At 70.5% G+C, this 17,730-nt stretch carries 14 protein-coding genes; 1 reads left to right on the top strand and 13 read right to left on the bottom strand.

Going from position 1 to position 17,730, the window contains the following annotated elements; all coding sequences use genetic code 11:
* Nucleotides 1-13: 13 nt before the first annotated feature.
* The 13 genes from OG226_RS13055 to OG226_RS12995 form a co-directional block, all read right to left on the bottom strand.
* Nucleotides 14-724, bottom strand: a complete 711-nt coding sequence (locus OG226_RS13055) for a phosphoadenylyl-sulfate reductase (RefSeq protein WP_328677245.1) — start codon at nt 722-724, stop codon at nt 14-16.
* Entirely contained in the window at nt 721-900 is a 180-nt protein-coding gene (locus OG226_RS13050) for a hypothetical protein (RefSeq protein WP_328677244.1), read from the bottom strand. The genes OG226_RS13055 and OG226_RS13050 overlap by 4 nt, the downstream gene beginning before the upstream one ends.
* The gene (locus OG226_RS13045; protein WP_328677241.1) at nt 897-2,594 is read right to left on the bottom strand and encodes a nitrite/sulfite reductase; all 1,698 of its coding nucleotides are present in this window, start codon (nt 2,592-2,594) and stop codon (nt 897-899) included. Before OG226_RS13045 ends, OG226_RS13050 begins: the two co-directional genes overlap by 4 nt.
* Nucleotides 2,595-2,723: 129 nt before the next feature.
* A complete protein-coding gene (locus tag OG226_RS13040) occupies nt 2,724-2,807 on the bottom strand; it encodes a putative leader peptide (protein ID WP_309500612.1) in 84 nt (27 codons plus the stop codon).
* A 127-nt stretch (nt 2,808-2,934) separates the two neighbouring features.
* Nucleotides 2,935-3,507, bottom strand: a complete 573-nt coding sequence (locus tag OG226_RS13035; RefSeq protein ID WP_328677239.1) for a GNAT family N-acetyltransferase — start codon at nt 3,505-3,507, stop codon at nt 2,935-2,937.
* 45 nt (nt 3,508-3,552) lie between these two features.
* Nucleotides 3,553-4,812, bottom strand: a complete 1,260-nt coding sequence (locus tag OG226_RS13030) for a hypothetical protein (RefSeq protein WP_328677238.1) — start codon at nt 4,810-4,812, stop codon at nt 3,553-3,555.
* A 246-nt stretch (nt 4,813-5,058) separates the two neighbouring features.
* Complete coding sequence (locus OG226_RS13025; RefSeq protein ID WP_328677236.1) at nt 5,059-6,345, bottom strand: helix-turn-helix domain-containing protein; 1,287 nt, start codon at nt 6,343-6,345, stop codon at nt 5,059-5,061.
* A gap of 227 nt (nt 6,346-6,572) precedes the next feature.
* Nucleotides 6,573-8,207 (bottom strand): acyl-CoA dehydrogenase family protein, encoded by a 1,635-nt coding sequence (locus tag OG226_RS13020; RefSeq protein ID WP_328677235.1) that lies wholly within the window; start codon nt 8,205-8,207, stop codon nt 6,573-6,575.
* 92 nt (nt 8,208-8,299) lie between these two features.
* A complete protein-coding gene (sbnA, locus tag OG226_RS13015; protein ID WP_328677233.1) occupies nt 8,300-9,274 on the bottom strand; it encodes a 2,3-diaminopropionate biosynthesis protein SbnA in 975 nt (324 codons plus the stop codon).
* Nucleotides 9,275-9,306: 32 nt separating this feature from the next.
* Nucleotides 9,307-10,335 (bottom strand): 2,3-diaminopropionate biosynthesis protein SbnB, encoded by a 1,029-nt coding sequence (sbnB, locus tag OG226_RS13010; protein WP_328677232.1) that lies wholly within the window; start codon nt 10,333-10,335, stop codon nt 9,307-9,309.
* Nucleotides 10,332-11,336: a TauD/TfdA family dioxygenase gene (locus OG226_RS13005; RefSeq protein ID WP_328677230.1), complete on the bottom strand. Its 1,005-nt coding sequence runs from the start codon at nt 11,334-11,336 to the stop codon at nt 10,332-10,334. The genes sbnB and OG226_RS13005 overlap by 4 nt, the downstream gene beginning before the upstream one ends.
* A 55-nt stretch (nt 11,337-11,391) precedes the next feature.
* On the bottom strand, nt 11,392-13,479 hold the full coding sequence (locus tag OG226_RS13000) for a non-ribosomal peptide synthetase (protein WP_329349051.1): 2,088 nt from the start codon (nt 13,477-13,479) through the stop codon (nt 11,392-11,394).
* Nucleotides 13,480-13,523: 44 nt separating this feature from the next.
* Entirely contained in the window at nt 13,524-15,974 is a 2,451-nt protein-coding gene (locus OG226_RS12995; protein WP_329349050.1) for a Pls/PosA family non-ribosomal peptide synthetase, read from the bottom strand.
* A gap of 529 nt (nt 15,975-16,503) precedes the next feature.
* Here OG226_RS12995 and OG226_RS12990 point away from each other — a divergent pair.
* Nucleotides 16,504-17,676 carry a YihY/virulence factor BrkB family protein gene (locus OG226_RS12990; RefSeq protein WP_328677225.1) on the top strand — a complete coding sequence of 391 codons (1,173 nt, stop codon included), beginning with the start codon at nt 16,504-16,506 and terminating at the stop codon, nt 17,674-17,676.
* Nucleotides 17,677-17,730: the final 54 nt, after the last annotated feature.

Genomic DNA, 17,730 nt, shown 5'->3' with positions numbered 1-17,730 from the left:
TTCTCCGTGATGGTCATTCGTGCAGCCCGCACTCGGTCTTCCCGCGCCCCGCCCAACGGCCGGCGCGGGCGTCCTCGCCCTCCAGGACCCGGCGGGTGCAGGGCGCGCAGCCGACGGACGCGTAGCCGTCCATCAGCAACGGGTTGGTGAGGACGCCGTGTTCGGCGACGTAGGCGTCCACGTCGTCCTGGGTCCAGCGGGCGATGGGGGAGACCTTGACCTTCCGGCGCTTCTCGTCCCAGCCGACGACCGGGGTGTTCGCCCGGGTCGGGGACTCGTCGCGGCGCAGTCCGGTCGCCCAGGCCGCGTACTTGGTCAGGCCCTGCTCCAGGGGTTGGACCTTGCGCAGCTTGCAGCACAGGTCCGGGTCGCGGTCGTGCAGTCGGGGGCCGTACTCGGCGTCCTGCTCGGCGACGGTCCGGCGCGGGGTGAGCGTGATGACGTTGACGTCCATCACGGCCTCGACCGCGTCGCGGGTGCCGATGGTCTCGGGGAAGTGGTAGCCGGTGTCGAGGAACACCACGTCGACGCCGGGCATCGCGCGGGAGGCGAGGTGGGCCACCACCGCGTCCTCCATCGAGGAGGTCACACAGAACTGTTTGCCGAAGGTCGTGACCGCCCACTGGAGGATCTCCAGCGCGGAGGCGTCCTCCAGGTCGCGGCCCGCCTGCTCGGCCAGGGCTTTCAAGTCGTCGGTGGGGCGCGCTTTCTGAGTCGTCGTCATATCTCGTCTCCCCCTGCGTCGGTCTGCCGGAGCCCCCGGGCGAGGAGCCCGAGGAACTTCAGCTGAAAGGCCCGATTGCATGCCGCGCATTCCCATGCGCCGTGGCCCTGCTCGTTGGGACGCAGGTCCTCGTCGCCGCAGTAGGGGCAGTAGAAGGGGGCGGCCCGCTCGCTCACGTGAGGGACTCCTCGCTGGCGCGCGTCGCCCAGGTGGCGAAGCGCTCGCCGTCCTCGCGCTCCTGCTGGAACCGGGTGAGCACCCGCTCGACGTAGTCGGGCAGTTCCTCCGAAGTGACCTTCAGGCCACGGACCTTGCGGCCGAAGCCGGCCTCAAGACCGAGGGCGCCGCCGAGGTGCACCTGGAAGCCCTCGACCTGCTCGCCCTCGTCGTTGAGGACCAACTGGCCCTTGAGACCGATGTCCGCGACCTGGATACGGGCGCAGGCGTTCGGGCAGCCGTTGATGTTGATGGTGATCGGCTCGTCGAACTCCGGGATACGGCGCTCCAGTTCGTCGATGAGCGTGATGCCGCGCTGCTTCGTCTCGACGATCGCCAGCTTGCAGTACTCGATGCCGGTGCAGGCCATCGTGCCGCGCCGGAAGGGGGAGGGCCTGGCGGTGAGGCCGAGCGCTTCGAGACCCTCGACCAGGGACTCGATCTGCCCCTCCTCGACATCGAGCACGATCATCTTCTGCTCGACGGTGGTGCGCAGCCGGCCCGAGCCGTGCGCGTGGGCCAGCTCGGCGATCTTCGTGAGCGTGGTGCCGTCGACGCGGCCGACGCGCGGGGCGAAACCGACGTAGAAGAGGCCGTCCTGCTGGCGGTGGACGCCGACGTGGTCGCGCCAGCGCTGGACCGGCTGCGCGGGGGCGGGGCCGTCGACGAGCTTGCGCTTGAGGTACTCGTCCTCCAGGACCTGGCGGAACTTCTCCTGGCCCCAGTCGGCGACGAGGAACTTCAGACGGGCGCGGGTGCGCAGCCGCCGGTAGCCGTAGTCGCGGAAGATGCCGATCACGCCGGCCCAGACGTCCGGGACCTCGTCCAGCGGGACCCAGGCACCGAGCCGGACGCCGATCTTCGGGTTGGTGGACAGGCCGCCGCCGACCCACAGGTCGAAACCGGGGCCGTGCTCGGGGTGTTCGACGCCGACGAACGCGATGTCGTTGATCTCGTGGGCGACGTCCAGGAGCGGGGATCCTGAGATCGCCGTCTTGAACTTGCGCGGGAGGTTGGAGAATTCCTTGGTGCCGATGTAGAGGCGGTGGATCTCGTCGATGGCCGAGCTGCCGTCGATGATCTCGTCCTCGGCGATCCCGGCGACCGGCGAGCCGAGGATGGTGCGGGGCGTGTCGCCGCAGGCCTCGGTGGTGGAGAGACCGACCGCCTCCAGGCGGTTCCAGATCTCGGGCACGTCCTCGATGCGGATCCAGTGGTACTGCACGTTCTGCCGGTCCGTGAGGTCGGCCGTGCCGCGCGCGAACTCCTGCGAGATCTCGCCGATCACCCGCAGCTGGTCCGTGGTCAGCCGGCCGCCGTCGATCCGGACGCGCAGCATGAAGTACTTGTCGTCCAGCTCCTCCGGCTCCAGGATCGCGGTCTTGCCGCCGTCGATCCCGGGCTTGCGCTGGGTGTACAGCCCCCACCAGCGCATACGGCCGCGGAGGTCGTTCGGGTCGATCGAGTCGAACCCGCGCTTGGAATAGATCGTCTCAATGCGTGTCCGCACATTGAGACCGTCGTCGTCCTTCTTGAACTGCTCGTTCCCGTTGAGCGGGGTGAAGTGTCCGGCTGCCCACTGACCCTCACCGCGGTGACGGCTCACCTTGCGGCGGGGCGCTGCGGCTGCAGGGTTCTCAGGGGTGGCGGCCATGGTTCTACGTCCTCCGGGACAGGCGGGTGATCGGCTCTGACCTGCGTGTACGGGCGCATGCGGGCATACGCGCGCGTCTTTGCGCAGTATGAGGCAGATACGGGGAAAACCGGCGGTGCTGCGGCTCGGCTAGCCCGCCGGACAGATGGCGCTGGACATGCGGCCGAGGTCGACGTGCCGCCGACTCACCAAGGCAATTCCAGTTCCGGACATGACGGAAGCGTGTCACGGCGTTCTGGACACAGTCCAGCTTCGTCCGTCATGCGGACACCCTGGTCCCGCTATGTGAGACGAGGGTGTCATCGGTCACAAGCCGCGCACGCTGTCTTGTCGGCGCAGGTCAGGCGCGGTAGGCGCCCGGCCAGGGGCCCGGGGTGGGCGCCTGTGTCACCTCCTCGACCTGCGTGTCGAAGAGCTTGAAGCCCCGGCGCTGGTAGTTGTCCATCGCATGCACGCCGTCCAGGCTGCAGGTATGCAGCCAGACCCGCTTCGTGGGGGCCCGCCCGGGCCAGCGGTCGGCGAGGTCCCAGGCGCGGGCGGCGCCGTAGGAGAGGAGGTGGCCGCCGAGGCGGCGGCCACGGAAGGCGGGGACCAGACCGAAGTAGACGATCTCGACGACCCCGTCGTCCTGCGGCTCCAGTTCCACGTACCCGCCGGGCGTGCCCCGGTCGTACACGACCCAGGTCTCCACTCCCGGCCGGTCCAGGTGCTCCTGCCACTGCGCGAACGTCCAGTGCAGCCGGTCGATCCAGAGGATGTCCCCGCCCACGGACGCGTACAGATAGCGGCTGAACTCGGGGGAGGGCAGCTCGGAGCGGGCGATCCGCACGTCCCCCTCCGGCGCGATGGCCGGGAGGAGGTCGCTCGGGTCGGTCTGCTCCAGGGACCAGGTGGTCACCGGCATGTTCGTCATGTCCGTCAGGGAATCATCCGGGCACGGGATCTGTCGATCAGCTGATCAACGGAGCGAGCTGTCGATCGACTTCAGCGGCAGGGCGAACAGCATCCGCCCCGACACCGACCAGACCTCGCCGGTCTCCTGCCAGTAGGAGAGGGAGTCGGTCTGCGGGCTCCAGCACTGGTGCGTCTCGTCGGCCCCGCACTCGGTGGCCTTCGCGCCGTGCTCGTTCTGGCGCCACATCGAGCCCCGGCCGCCGTCCGTCCCGGCCGCGCCGCCCAGGTACCAGGCGGACCGGTTCGCGAGCAAGCCCCCGGCGCCGTCGACCTTCGTCGCGTACGCCTCGTCGGCGGCCGCGCGCCCCGCCGAGTCGGTGGCGAGCAGCCCCGGACGCGCGGGGTCCCCGCTGAAGGAGTAGCGCCACAGTCGCTTCGACCCGCTGGCGACCAGACTGTTCGGCACGGTGCTCCGGTCCAGGGACAGACCCGCGGGCCGTACGGCCGCCTTGCCGCCGGCCAGCCGGTACGACCCGACCGCGGGCAGCACGTACCGGTACCCGGCCGCCGACCAGCCCTCGCGCACCCGGCCGACCGCGGAGGCCGTCACCGTGGTGCGCTGGATGCGGTTCATGTCGTACACGTACAGCGCGTCGCGGGTCCCGCTGGTGGTCGTGACCAGGAGCTTGTCCTCGTACCAGACCATGCCGGAGATCTTGGAGACGAGCCCTCGATAGTCCCGCCCGCCGTCCGTCGGTACGGCGAGGAGGGCCCAGGTGTAGGTGAGATGCGCGGTGTCGGCGGCGTTCACGAAGGCGACCCTGGCCAGGCCGCGGGTGTTCGCGCTCCAGCCGGAGAGGATCACCCGGTTCGAGCCCCACCAGCCGTCCTCGTCGGCGTCGCCCGACGTGGTCACCGAGCGTGGTGTCCAGGCGGGGTCGGCCGCGTCGCCGCTGTCCCAGCAGTACGCGCGGGTGGCCGCCGGTTCGACGGGCAGCGCCGACTTCTCGTCGGTCGTGCAGTCCGCGGCGTCGCGCAGGGTGTGGTCGGCGCTCTCCAGGACGGTGCCGACGCCCACCGGGCGGCCCATCGCCGAGGAGAGCCGGTCCAGGGACCGCTGTGGCTCCAGATGCTCCCGCAGCCGCAACGCGCTCATGTCGGAGGCCGAGGTGAGGGGCTTCAGCGCCCCGGGATCGGAACCGACCGTCGCCTGCGAGGCGCTGATCAGGGTCGCGGCCGCGGTGAGGCCGAGCGCGGCCCCGGTGAGCACGGCGCGCAGCGCCCTGCCCCGCCTGCGCCGGCGATGTCGCCCACGTGCACTCATAGTGTCCTCCCGAGGCGAGCCAACTGCGCCTGGTGATCCGTGCGTTGACCAGGGAGCAGGTGGGGTGGCCCGTAAAGGGATGCTACGGCAGTCATGGCCGCCCCAGGGGTAAGACCCCGCAAATATGCGGAAGATGCAGCCGGACGTGCCTTTTGCGCCACCTGTCCGCAGCAGTGCCCTGACCCGCGCCTCCGCCTCCGGCGGGCTCCTGCCGTCCGGGCCGCGGCAGCTAAACCGACCTCTCCGCTACGGCACTTGGGTCGCCGTCCGTCCCCTGGTCACCCCGGGTGCCGTCGAGTGCCGCAGCAGCTCGCGCGGGTCGTCCGGCAGCAGCACCTCGACCTCGGCGTCCTCGCGGAACCGGTACGGACGGTGCTCCAGGAGTGCCCCGAGGTAGCGCCGTACCCGCGACATCTCGGCACGCACCGTCACCGTGCGGCCCGGGTCGCCGAACATGTCCTCGGCCAGGGCCGCCGCGCTGCGGCCGGTGCGGTGCAGGGCCAGAAGGTAGAGCAACTCGGCATGCCGGGGGCTCAGTTCACGGGTCCAGGAGCCCGCGCTGCCGTAGACCGTCACCGACCAGCGGCGCGGCAGGGCGAGGTCGAGGACGATCCGGGCGGCGCCGGGCACCGGTGCGTCGGCGACGCGGACCAACCAGCCCCCGGCCAGCGGCTCCAGCGAGCACAGCCCGAGGGACGGCAGCCAACGGCGGCCCCCGGAGGGCGACTTGGGCAGCGCGATCCGCGTCACGTACGGCATCCCGGTGACCGCGGCCGTCCAGCCGTCCCGGTCCACCACCAGGGCCCGGCCGCCGACGCGGGGCAGGATCGGCGCCGCCACCGCGCGCAGCCGCTCCAGCGAGGTCATGTGCAACTCACGCAGCCGGGCCTCGGCGAGCTTGGCCACCGAGTCGACCCAGGCGAGGGTGGCCGGGTGCATGGTCTCCAGCGGGCCGCTCACATCGACGACACCGATCAGCCGGCCGTCCCTGGGGTCCGTGATCGGAGCCCCCGCGCAGGTGAACGCGGCCAGCGCGCGCGAGAGATGCTCGCCGGCGAAGACCTGCACGGGCCGCCGGACGACCGCCGGGGTGCCCACGCCGTTGGTGCCGATGACGTCCTCGCGCCAGTCGGTGCCGACCTCGATGCCGACCTCGTCGGCCTTGCGCAGCACGGCGGCGCTGCCCTCCCGCCACAGCGCCCGGCCCTCGTCGTCGGCGACCAGCACGATGTGGTGGGCGGCGTCCGCGACCGACACCAGGCCCTCCCGCAGCACCGGCAGGACATGCCTCAACGGGCTTGTCCCGCGCCGCCGTTCGACCTCCTCGCGGGAGAGCAGCCCGGTCCGCAGATCGTGGTCGGGGTGGGTCCCGCCGCGTAACGCGCGCTCCCAGGACTCCTCGATCACCGGGCGCGGAACGGTGCGGGCGCGCTGTCCGAAGGGCGTGGCGTACCGGGCGTCGCTCAGCATCCGGGCCGTCCGCGCCGCGTCGACGGTGGTGCGCCGCGGCAGTCCGGCCGGCGGGTTCGCCATGGGTCCTTCTCTCCGGTCCGGTATCTGTCGACTGCTGTTCTCGTATCGACTGTTGGTCTCATAGTGCCGCTCCGCGGTGACGGAGGGAGACAGTCCGGACACAGAAGCCGCCAAGTTGCAACCCTCTGCAACCCTGGTGAACAGCCGTACGGTGTCTGAAACTTGTCCCAGCTGCGAGGGTGGTGCCGTGTCGGCGCAGCACCACCCTCGCGTTGTGCCGGTGCGCCTCAGACCGCCGGCCGGGCCCGTTCCACGATCGACGTGAGGTCCAGGCTCGGCGGCAGGGTGCCGAACGCGGAGCCCCAGTCGCCGCCCAGCCGGGAGGCGCAGAACGCGTCGGCGACCTCCGGCGGAGCGTGCCGCACGAGCAGCGCCCCCTGAAGCACCAGCGCCATCCGCTCGACCACGCGCCGGGCGCGGCCCTCGATGCCCTCCAGGTCGGCGAACTCGGCGAGCAGGTTCTTCATCGCCCCGTCCAGCCGGTGATCGGCGCCGCGCACCCGGCCGACCTCGACCAGGAAGGCGTTCAGCGCCTGCGGTTCACGCCGCAACGCCCGCAGGACGTCGAGGGCCTGGATGTTCCCGGCGCCCTCCCAGACCGAGTTGAGCGGCGACTCCCGCACCAGGCGCGGCAGTCCGGACTCCTCGACGTATCCGTTGCCGCCCAGGCACTCCGCCGCCTCGACCGTGAGCGGCGAACAGCGCTTGGTCACCCAGTACTTGGCGGCCGGGACCGCCAACCGCAGGAACGCCAGCTCCTGTTCGCCACCGTCGTCGTAGGCCGCCGCGAGCCGCAGTCCGAGGGCGGTGGCCGCCTCCGACTCCAGGGCGAGGTCGGCCAGCACGTTGCGCATCAGCGGCTTGTGCATGAGCTTGCCGCCGAACGCCTCGCGGTGGGCGGCGTGATGGACGGCCTGCGCGACGGCCTGCCGCATCAGACCGGCCGAGCCCAGCACGCAGTCGAGCCGGGTCGCCGCGACCATCCCGATGATGGTCCGCACCCCGGCGCCCTCGTCACCGACCCGGCGGGCCCAGGTCCCGTCGAACTCGACCTCGGCGGAGGCGTTCGACCGGTTGCCGAGCTTGTCCTTGAGGCGCTGGAGGAGGAACACGTTGCGCGTGCCGTCCGCCAGCACCCGGGGGACCAGGAAACAGGTCAGTCCGCCGGGTGCCTGCGCCAGCACGAGGAAACCGTCGGACATCGGCGCCGAGCAGAACCACTTGTGGCCGGTCAGCTCGTACGTCCCGTCCTCGGCGAGCGGGCGCGCCTCCGTGGTGTTGGCGCGGACGTCGCTGCCGCCCTGCTTCTCCGTCATGCCCATCCCGAAGACCACCCCGGCCTTGAGGTGGGCGGGCCGCAGCTCACGGTCGTAGACCGTGGACGTCAGCCGGGGCTCCCACTCGGCGGCCAGCGCGGGGTCGGCGCGCAGGGCGGGCACCGCCGCGTGGGTCATCGACAGCGGGCAGACGTTGCCCGCGTCGACCTGGGTCCAGACCAGGAGTCCGGCGGCCCGCCGCACATGTCCGGCGGGCCGGTCCCAGGCGGCGGTCAGCCCGGCCGACACACCCTTGCCGAGCAGCCGGTGCCAGGCCGGATGGAACTCGACCTCGTCGATCCGGTCCCCGTAGCGGTCGTGGGTACGCAGGCCCGGGGGGTTGTCGTTGGCCTGCACACCCCACTCCTGGAGCTGGGCCGAGCCGGCGGCGCGGCCCAGTGCCGAGAGGTCCTCGCGGACCTCGTCCAGCAGTCCTGGTGCCGTGTGCCGCTCGACCGCCGCCGTCAGGACCCGGTCGGCGGTGAAGACGTCGTATCCGACCAGCGGGGGAGTCTGGTTGGTCACGGTGTGGGTGGTGCGTGCCATGGCTGGAACCTACCCGTGGGGACGGCGGTGGTCTGGATCTCCACCCTGCCGTGCGGTGGATCTCCACCCTGGCACAACCGCCGTCGCGGGCGTCAGGCCGAGCGGGACATGGCCGCCAGCATCGCGGTCTCGGGCACCTCCTCCTCCAGCCAGCCGGTGCGGTACACCGTGTCCAGATAGCGTTCGCCCAGGTCAGGGGCTATCGCCACCGCCGTGGTGCCGTGCCGGCCGTTCCGCGCGAGCCACTGTTCGGCCCCGCTGACGACGGTGCCGGTGGACCCGCCGAACAGGAAGCCCCGCGCGGCCAGCCGACGGCAGGTCGCCACGGTGTCCGGCTCCCCGACATGGATCACGTCGTCGATGTACGACGTGTCGAGGAAGGGCGGCGCCACGCTGGTGCCGAGGCCCGGGATCATCCGGGGCCCGGCCTCCCCGCCGAAGGTGACCGACCCGGCCGCGTCCACGGCGACGATCCGCACCCGGCGCCGCCACTGCCAGAACCAGCGCGCGCAGCCCATCAGCGTCCCGGTGGTGCCGGCGCCGACGAACAGCACGTCCAACTGTGGGAACCGGCGGGCGATGGCGGGTGCCGTGGTGCGGTAGTGCGCCCGCCAATTCCCTTGGTTGCTGTACTGGTTGAGCCATACGTACCGCTCGTCGGAGGCGCACAGCGCCCGCACGTACGCGATCCTGGCGCCCAGGAAACCGCCGTGCGCGTCGGGCTGGTCGATGACGTGGACCCGGCTGCCGAGCGCCTCCATCAGCTGCACCGTGGGCACGTTGCAGCGTCTGTCGGTGATGCAGAGGAACCCGTAGCCGCGGCTCGCCGCGAGCACGCTCAGGGCCACCCCCAGGTTGCCGGACGACGACTCGACCAGCACCGAGCCGGGCCGCAGGATGCCGGCCCGCTCGGCGGCGTCCACCATCTCGGTGGCGGCCTTGAGTTTGACCGAGCCGGCGAAGTTGAACCCCTCGCACTTCAGATAGAGCGGCAGTTCCAGCGCTGCCCGCAGGTCGACGTAGAGGTCGTCCTCGTTGAACTCCGCGGGATCGGAAATAACAGCCATGTTCTCCCCCTATTGGTGCGCCACGATCGCCGTCAGCCGTACCGGCGCAGCTCGTGGAAGAACCCGTCGACGACGTGGAGTTCGCCCCGTCGGACCACTTCGTCATGGACGAACCTGCCGACCGCGAGGTCGAGCACCCCCAGGCCGAAGGGCGAGAACACCACCGTCCGGTCGGTCGGTACGCTCACGCGGCCTGTCAGTACGTCGTCCAGCGTGCCGTCGATGAACTCCCGCCCCCCGGTGGCCTGTTCGGCCAGGTGCGGGGACGTGTCGGCCTTCAGGCAGTGCTCGACGTCGTCCACGAAGTTCGCGGACCCGAGCAGGATCGCCGGGTCGAGATCCCGCAACGACACGTGCAGGACCAGCGGATGATGGTCGAACCAGGCCGGATCGTGCACATGCGGCGAGCCGGCGATCGTCGCGAACACCAGCAAGTCGCTGGAGCGGACCAGGCTTTCGGCCTTGTCGTGCACGGTGACCCGCCCCGGCGCACCCGAACGTTCCAGGTATCCCCGGAACCCCTCCGCGCTGTCCGCGGACAGGTCGTACACGCCCGTCTCCTCGAACTCCCAGCCGGTGGCGCGGAGATGGGTGTGGATGTAGCGGGCGATCAGGCCCGTCCCCACGAACCCGACCCGCAGTGGCCGTTCGCGTCCCTGGCTGAGCTTGTCGGCCGCGAGCGCCGCCGAACTCGCCGTACGGGTCGCGCTGATCACCGAACTCTCCAGGCAGGCGTACGGATAGCCGGTGTCCGGGTCGTTGAGGATCAGCACCGCCGAGGCCCTGGGCAGCCCCGACCCGGTGTTCCCCGGGAAACTGGAGATCCACTTCAGCCCGTCCACCCGCAACGGCCCCCCGAGCGACGCGGGCAGCGCGATGATCCGGGACGAAGGACGGTCGGGGAAGCGCAGGAAGTACGACGGCGGGTTCACCGAGTCGCCCGCGCCGTGCAGCCGGTAGGTGGCCTCCACGAGGTCGGCGATCTCCGACTCCCGTCCGGTCAGGGCTTGTTGGACCTGTTCGCCGCTGATGACCGAGAACGACGGTGTGTCGACGCTCATGCCGCCCTCCCGCCGGCCGACGGGGCGAGGTCCGTCAGGCGCACCGGATCGCCGAGCCCGGCGAGCACCTCGCGCGGCCCCTCGAACGGCTCCCTGCCGTGCGCGGTACGGATGTTGTCCACCAGCAGCAGGTCCCCGGAGCGCCACGGCTCGCGCCGCACATGCCGGTCGTAGGCCTCGTTGACGGTCGTCACGACGCCCGCGTCGATCGGATCGCCGTTCCCGAAGCGGGTGTTGAAGGGGAGCGCGTCGGCGCCGTAGACGTCGACGAGGTACTCGCGGACCTCGGGTTCCATCGTCCACTCGTTCAGGAACGCGATCTGGTTGAACCAGCAGCGCCGTCCTGTGACCGGGTGGCGGAGGACGGCGGCGCGGCGCTGGCGGGTGCGCAGCGAGCCGTCGTGCTGCCAGGCGAACTCGATGCCCTGGGTGCGGCAGTAACGTTCCACGACGGAACGGTCGTCGGTGCCGAAGGCCTCGGCGACCGACGCCCCGATCTCCTCGTGGTACGTCCGCGTCAGCATCCAGCCCTCCCGCTCGAACCGCTCCACCAGCGGCGCGGGCAGCGACTGGAGGACGGCCTCGGCGTCGGCGACCGGGGTCGCGCCGCCCTCCGTCGGCGCCTCCAGGCAGGCGAAGAGCAGCAGGCCGGGGAAGTCCAGGGCGTAGCTCAACTCGTGGTGCTGGCACATCGGTTGGTCGGTCGGCCACTTGGTGGCGGAGTACACGCCCTCCGCGTACGTACGGCGGGGAGCGAACGGCTCCCGGTCCGCCATCAGGGAGTCGGTGAGCCGCCGGAAGACGGTCTCCGCCCCGGCCGGGTCGGCGAGACCGAGCCCGCGGACCAGGACGCAGCCGTGCTCGGCGACGACGGACCGCAGCGCGTCACGGTGCCCGGCGGCCCAGCCGACCGGGTCTCCGCCGACATCGGCGTGCAGCAGCGGTGGGCTGTCCGGGCTCAGGGCGACGGAGTTGAGCAGCGTCGCGGAAGAGAGCGACATCTCGGTGTTCCTTTCGGTGGTGCTGTCGATCGTTCGGCCGGCGGTGCGGCGGGTCTCAGGAGGAGACGGGCGGGTCCAGCAGTCCGGCCAGGTCCGCGAGGACCGGGTGTCGGGTGACGTCCTTGAGGCTGATCGCCCGGTCGAGGGCGACCGCCAGCTTCACCGCGGCCAGCGAGGTGCCGCCGCGGTCGAAGAAGTGGTCCTGACGGCCGATCCGCTCGGCCGGGATGCCCAGGACCACGGCCCAGGCCGCCGCCAACCGCCGTTCGGCGGGCGTGTCCGGCCCGTCCCCCACGGCGTCCAGATCACCGGCGAGCGCGGTGAGCGTCCTGCGGTCGGTCTTGCCGTTGGCGGTCAACGGCAGGCTCGCCCGCCAGTGCACGACCGACGGCACCATGTACGCGGGCAGCGACTCGCCGAGCGTGGCCCGCACCGCGCCGGCCTCGACGGGCAGCGGGCCGGTGCAGAACGCCACCAGCTGCGTCCCGCGCACCACGACCACCGCGCCGTCCCGCACCCCGTCCACCCGCAGCAGCGCGTTCTCGATCTCGCCGATCTCGACACGGAAGCCGCGGATCTTCACCTGGCTGTCCCGGCGTCCCAGGAACTCCAGCTTCCCGTCCGGCCGCCAGCGCCCGTGGTCACCGCTGCGGTACAGCCGCTCGCCGGGCCGGTACGGGTCCTCGGTGAACGCGGCCCTCGTGCGCTCGGGATCGTTGACGTACCCCCGGCCGACGCACACACCGGAGAACACGATCTCGCCGGGTGCCCCCAGCGGCACGGGCACCAGATCCTCGTCGACGACGTACACCCGCACGTTGGAGACGGGCCGGCCGAGCGGGACGCGGTCGCCGTCCGGTGCCCGGTCCATGACCTCGTGGTTGGTGTCGTCCGAAGTCTCTGTCAGGCCATAGGCGTTGACTAGCCGCACCCCGGGGCGGGCCGCGAACCAACGGTCCACGAGTTCCTTCTTCACGGCCTCCCCGGTCACCGACACACAGCGCAGGTCCGGGAGTTCACGCGGCTGCCGCTCCAACTCGGCCAGCACGGCCTCCAGATACGACGGCACGACCTGAAGCACGTTCACGCGCCCCGCCTCGATCGTGTCCACGAACCGCGCCACGTCCAGGATCACGTCCTGCGCCACCAGCAGCGTCCGCCCGCCCACGAGCGGCGCGCACACCAACTGCCAGAGCGAGATGTCGAAGCACTGCGGCGCGGTCTGCGCGACCACCTGCCCGGCCCCGATCCCCAGGTCGTCCAGCTTGGCGAACACGTGGTTGAGGAAACCCGCGTGCTCGCACATGGCGCCCTTGGGCTCACCCGTGGAGCCCGACGTGAAGTAGATGTAGGCGAGTTGACCCGGCGACACCGCGATCCCGAGGTCGCCGTCCGAGTGGCCCTCGGAATACGCCTCGTCGACATAGAGCGTGCCGTCGGTCGGGTCGCCCAGCGCGCCGTCGCTGCCGCGCTCGGTCAACACCAGTGCGCACCCCGCGCGTTCGAGCACCCTCGCGACCCGGTCGGCCGGGAAGTGCGGCTCGACGGGCAGATACACCCCACCCGCCTTGAACACGGCGAGGACGGCGGCCATCCAGTCCAGGTTCCGCTCCAGCACCACGGCGACGACACCCTCGCGGGTCAGTCCCCGGGACAGCAGCGCCCGACTGAGCTGGTTCGCCCGGGAGTTGAGCTCCCGGTAGGTCCACTGCCGGTCGCCCTGCACGGCGGCGACCGCGTCCGGGCACACCGCCACCATGTCCTCGAACAGCTCGTGCACCCGCCGCTCGGGCAGCTCGCGGTACGGGCCCGTCAACTCGTCGAGCTGGAAGCGGAGTTCGGCGTCCGACAGCAGCATGGGCCGGTCCGGCTCGGTGAGCGCGGTCAGGTGATAGCCCGCGATGCGGGCGGCGGCCCCGGCGTCCAGGACGTCGGTGCGGTACCGCAGCCGCAGCGTCCGGCCGGTGACGCTCACCTCCAACGCCGGGTCCTCCTCGGCGGGTTCACCCGACAGCGCCCCGAGGACCTTGGTGTGGGCGACCTTCAGTGCGGCGGGCTCGGTCGAAAGCCCTTCGGGCAGGGACACTTCGTACTCCGCCACACCGGGCACCGGAGTGAGCGTCCACCGCGGAATGATCTCCATCGTTCTCTTTCCCCCCTGTTTCCTTCCCCCTGCGGCACGAGCCGTCAGGGAGTCCTGTGCTGTCCGGCGCGCCGTGGCGCCACCGCCGGATTCCCGCCCCACCGGGACCGCGCCGGCATCTCCTCGCCCTTCATCAGGAAGGAGTCGGCGGCCAGTTCGGCCCCGTCACCCATCGAGACGCCGTAGTGGACGAGCGCACCCACCCCGAGGGTGCAGCCGGCGCCGATGGTGATCATTTCGGACTTGAAGGTGCCGTCCTCCTGCGAGTGCGACTGCACCTTGGTGTGCGCCGACAGCGTGCAGTCGTCGCCGATCGCGGTCAGCGTGCGCTCGGTGATGTAGGCGCCGTCGTCGAAGACCCGGCGACCCATCCGCACGCCCAGCAGCCGCCAGATCAGGTTCTTGAACGGCGTCCCGTTGAACACCTGGATGTAGGTGTCCGGCACCTTCCACAGCCGCTCGTGCCACCAGAAGTACGGGTCGTAGATCGAGCACAACTTCGGCTCCAGCGGCCGGAATCCGCCCACCAGGCGCTCCACCAGCACGTAGTACCCGGCGGTGAAACCGAGTCCGAGCATCAGGGACGCGCCGATCAGCAGCCCCCCGCCGATGCCCTCGCCCCCGTACAGGTCGACGGCGGCGAAGCCGAGGACGGTGAGCACGAACCAGTGCAGCCAGCGCACGAACAGGTACAGGCCCATCGAGCGCAGGTTGGAGCGGTTCTTCGCGGCCAGCCGGCGCTTCAGCTCGGCGCCCTCGCGCAGATGGTCGAAGCGGCTGTCGCGCTCCACCGAGCGCGGGATCTCGAAGCACGGCGAGCCCAACAGGCCTACGCCCTCGCGGAGTTCGCCGTCGATCGGCACCATCACCTTGGTGGCGAGCAGACAGTTGTCGCCGGTGCGGCCCCCTGAGGGGTAGGCGATGTTGTTGCCCAGGAAGTTGCGCGGCCCGATCTCGGCGCGCGACAGCCGGAACGACGTACCGGAGAAGTCCGCGTTGACGATCGACAGCCCGTCCGCGACCATCGTGCCGCTGCCCACGGTGGCCAGATACGGCGTCTCGTGCTGCACCTCCGTACCGAAATTGGAGCCGGTCTGCTCCACCTCGCCGAGGTCGTAGCCGATCGCCTTTAGGTAGCCGACGATGAACGAGCTGTCCCCGCACAGCCACTTGAAGAACTTCAGGTTGGTCATCCGGGCCACCGCGCGCTGCACCGAGTAGTGGAAGCCGTACAGCGGATACACCGTGTCGGGGCGCAGCAGCGGACGGAGCAGCCTCGGCACCAGTGACACGGCGGCGAAGCCGAGCACGACGAACGCGACGAACGCGACGAGCGACAGGGCCAGCGTCTCGCCGTAGAACCGGGCCGAGTCGAGGTCCTTCGCGTTCGGGTCGAGCAGATGGTCGAGACCCGGTGCCACGGTCAGCAGCATGTACGTGCCGCCGAGCGCGAGCGGGACGTAGACCAGCAGCATCTGCAGGACGGCGCCCAGGCCGTAGCCGAAGCGGCGCGGGGTCGAGCAGTCCGCGTGCGGGACGCGGACGTAGTCGACGTCCGTGGGCTGGGCCGGGGAGCCGTGCACGCGCCGGCCCGCCGGGACCTGGGCGTCGTCGTACAGGGCGGAGGAATGGCCGAGTTGGGACCCGTCGCCCATGACCGTGCCGATGTCGAGGACGGTCTTCTCGCCGACGTACACCTCGCTGCCGAGGGTGACCCGGCCGGTGCGGACACGGCCGGCTCGTGCCTGGTAGCAGAGGAAGAAGGTGTCCTTGCGGATGACCGTTCCGTCGCCGATGGTCAGCAGGTCGGTGCAGACCGGTACGGAGTGGGACAGGATCGTGACGCCCTTGCCGATCCGGGCGCCGAGGGCACGCAGGTACAGGACGTAGACCGGGTTGCCGGCGAACAGGATCATCGGGTTGGCGTGCAGCAGCGCCTTGACCGTCCAGAACCGGACGTAGGCGAGGCCCCAGACCGGGAACTCGGTCTCCTTCCAGCGGCCCACGAGAATCCACTTGGCCACCACCGGAACCGTGCACACACCGACGAACACCGCGCCGCCGAATATCGCGGACCGCAGATATACCTGGACCACTCCGGCACCGGAGGAAACCCATTCGTAGCCCTGTCCCGTGACGATCCCGGCGAGCACGCAATACACGGCGAAAATGATGAACTGAAGCGCCCCGCACAGCAGATAGCGAGCCGTGCTCCCGGCCGGCGTCACCGCCGCCTCGACCGGTGCGGCGGGCTCGGGTGTGTCGGCGAGCGCCGCCGCCAGACTGCGGATCGTCGGATATCCGTAGACGTCCCGCATCGACACCGACGGCAGATCCTCGCGTTTCCTGACCCGGGCGCAGAAATGTGCCATCACCAACGAGTTGGCGCCCAGATCCTCGAAGAAGTGACTGTCGAGGGGTATGACTTCCTTGCGTACGACACCGGCCAGGACCTCCGCGAGGACGGTCTCGGTGACGGTGCCGGGTTTTCCCACCACGTGGCTCCTTGGTGCTGATCGTCGCCTTTGAATTGTCAAAGGCGAATACGGTGGAGTCGCGCCCGTTGTTCACGGCAGGGGCAAATTGAATAACACGCGAAACGGGTGGGGTAAATGGGAATTCCTGAGATTTGAGTTCCCTGTTGTGTGCTGAGTTTCCATATGGACCGGGCCCTGGTCCTGGGCCGATTGATTCCCCCGAGTCGTGTGCGCTGACGTCGTCCCAACGCGCGCAACGAATGCAGTCCGGATTATTTCTGGACATTCCGGAACGGGTCAAGGCTGTTTCGGTCAATGGCGCTTTTTCGTCTTCGCCCACCGGGGTGCGGGTCAACATGAATTGACGGCCGAAGTCCTCACCGGGAGACTTTCCGAAACGGCCGCCGAAGTATCGAATGCGGCTTCGATTGCCGGGGCGATTATTTTCGGCCACCGCGAGCATGACACGACCGTCCCCGAGGGCGTGCCGCCCGGCCGGCGCCCCCGGGGGACGAGTGCATCCCGGCCCGCCGGATACCTTTAGGGCGTGCAGTCAGCAAGTGAACCCCCCGAGCGGCCCACCAGCCGGTTCCACCGGGCGCGTGCCCTCTACCGGAACGTCTCCAAGCGCAGGACCGCCTGGCTGCTGGTCAAGGACACCGTCAACTCCTGCATGGAGTACCGCATCCTGGGCCTCGCGGCCGAGGCCGCGTTCTTCACGCTGCTGTCCGTGCCGCCGCTCCTGCTGAGCCTCATCGGTCTGCTCGGCTACGTCGACAGCTGGACCGGCGCCGACAGCATCGCCGGCCTGGAGAACAACATCCTGGAGGCGTCCCGCACGGTCCTGTCCGACAAGGGCGTGCACGAGATCGCCCAGCCGATCCTGCACGACGTGATGAAGGGCGGCCGGCCCGACGTCATCTCCATCGGCTTCCTGTTCGCCCTGTGGTCGGGCTCCCGCGCGGTCAACGTCTTCATCGACACCATCACCGTCATGTACGGCCTCGACGGCGTCCGCGGCATCGTCAAGACCCGGATCGTGTCCTTCGCCCTGTTCATCGCGGCCCTGCTGATCGGCTCGATCGCGCTGCCGCTGATGGTGGCCGGGCCCGACGCCGTGGTGAACGTGGTGCCGTGGTCGGAGACGGTCGTCCAGGTCCTGTACTGGCCGGTTGTCATCGTCCTGTCCGTCGTCTTCCTGACGACGCTCTACCACGTGTCCGTCCCCGTCCGCTCCCCGTGGATCGAGGACGTCCCCGGCTCCCTGGTCGCCCTCGCCATGTGGGTCCTCGGCAGCTACCTGCTGCGCATCTACCTCACCGGCACGGTCGAGGGCCCCACCATCTACGGCTCCCTCGCGGCCCCCGTCGCCGTCCTGCTGTGGATCGGCGTGTCCGCGTTCGCCGTCCTCGTCGGAGCCGCCGTCAACGCGGCCATCGACCGCGTCTGGCCTGCCGCCGCGACCGCCGCCGCCCGCGCCGCCAACGAACGCCGCCAGGACGAGCAGGTCGCCGAGTACGTCGCCCACATGGCCGCCGTCCGCGCCCGGGACGGCGAGGACGACGACCCCGACGACTCGTACATGCCCTCCGAGTTCCCGGAACGCTGGTCCCGCTTCCTCCCTCCGGAGGACCTGACCTCCCGGCTCCGCACCCACGCGAAGAGCACCCACACCCACACCCGCAAGGGCCCCGGGGACTCTCGGACACCGGACAAGTGAAGCGTCCCAAGGGGACGGGGGCCTTTCGACCGTCGGCCAAGTAGGGCGCCCCGG

Origin of the sequence: Streptomyces sp. NBC_01261 (assembly GCF_036226385.1) — a bacterium.
Taxonomy (GTDB): Bacteria; Actinomycetota; Actinomycetes; order Streptomycetales; family Streptomycetaceae; genus Streptomyces.
This window is presented reverse-complemented; position numbering and strand designations above follow the sequence as displayed.

Excerpts from the sequence above, each read along its gene's own strand:
- OG226_RS13055 (WP_328677245.1), bottom strand. The coding sequence starts at position 724 with ATGACGACGACTCAGAAAGCGCGCCCCACCGACGACTTGAAAGCCCTG.
- OG226_RS13045 (WP_328677241.1), bottom strand. The coding sequence starts at position 2,594 with ATGGCCGCCACCCCTGAGAACCCTGCAGCCGCAGCGCCCCGCCGCAAG.
- OG226_RS13040 (WP_309500612.1), bottom strand. The coding sequence starts at position 2,807 with ATGTCCGGAACTGGAATTGCCTTGGTGAGTCGGCGGCACGTCGACCTC.
- OG226_RS13035 (WP_328677239.1), bottom strand. The coding sequence starts at position 3,507 with ATGACGAACATGCCGGTGACCACCTGGTCCCTGGAGCAGACCGACCCG.
- OG226_RS13030 (WP_328677238.1), bottom strand. The coding sequence starts at position 4,812 with ATGAGTGCACGTGGGCGACATCGCCGGCGCAGGCGGGGCAGGGCGCTG.
- OG226_RS13025 (WP_328677236.1), bottom strand. The coding sequence starts at position 6,345 with ATGGCGAACCCGCCGGCCGGACTGCCGCGGCGCACCACCGTCGACGCG.
- OG226_RS13020 (WP_328677235.1), bottom strand. The coding sequence starts at position 8,207 with ATGGCACGCACCACCCACACCGTGACCAACCAGACTCCCCCGCTGGTC.
- sbnA (WP_328677233.1), bottom strand. The coding sequence starts at position 9,274 with ATGGCTGTTATTTCCGATCCCGCGGAGTTCAACGAGGACGACCTCTAC.
- sbnB (WP_328677232.1), bottom strand. The coding sequence starts at position 10,335 with ATGAGCGTCGACACACCGTCGTTCTCGGTCATCAGCGGCGAACAGGTC.
- OG226_RS13005 (WP_328677230.1), bottom strand. The coding sequence starts at position 11,336 with ATGTCGCTCTCTTCCGCGACGCTGCTCAACTCCGTCGCCCTGAGCCCG.
- OG226_RS13000 (WP_329349051.1), bottom strand. The coding sequence starts at position 13,479 with ATGGAGATCATTCCGCGGTGGACGCTCACTCCGGTGCCCGGTGTGGCG.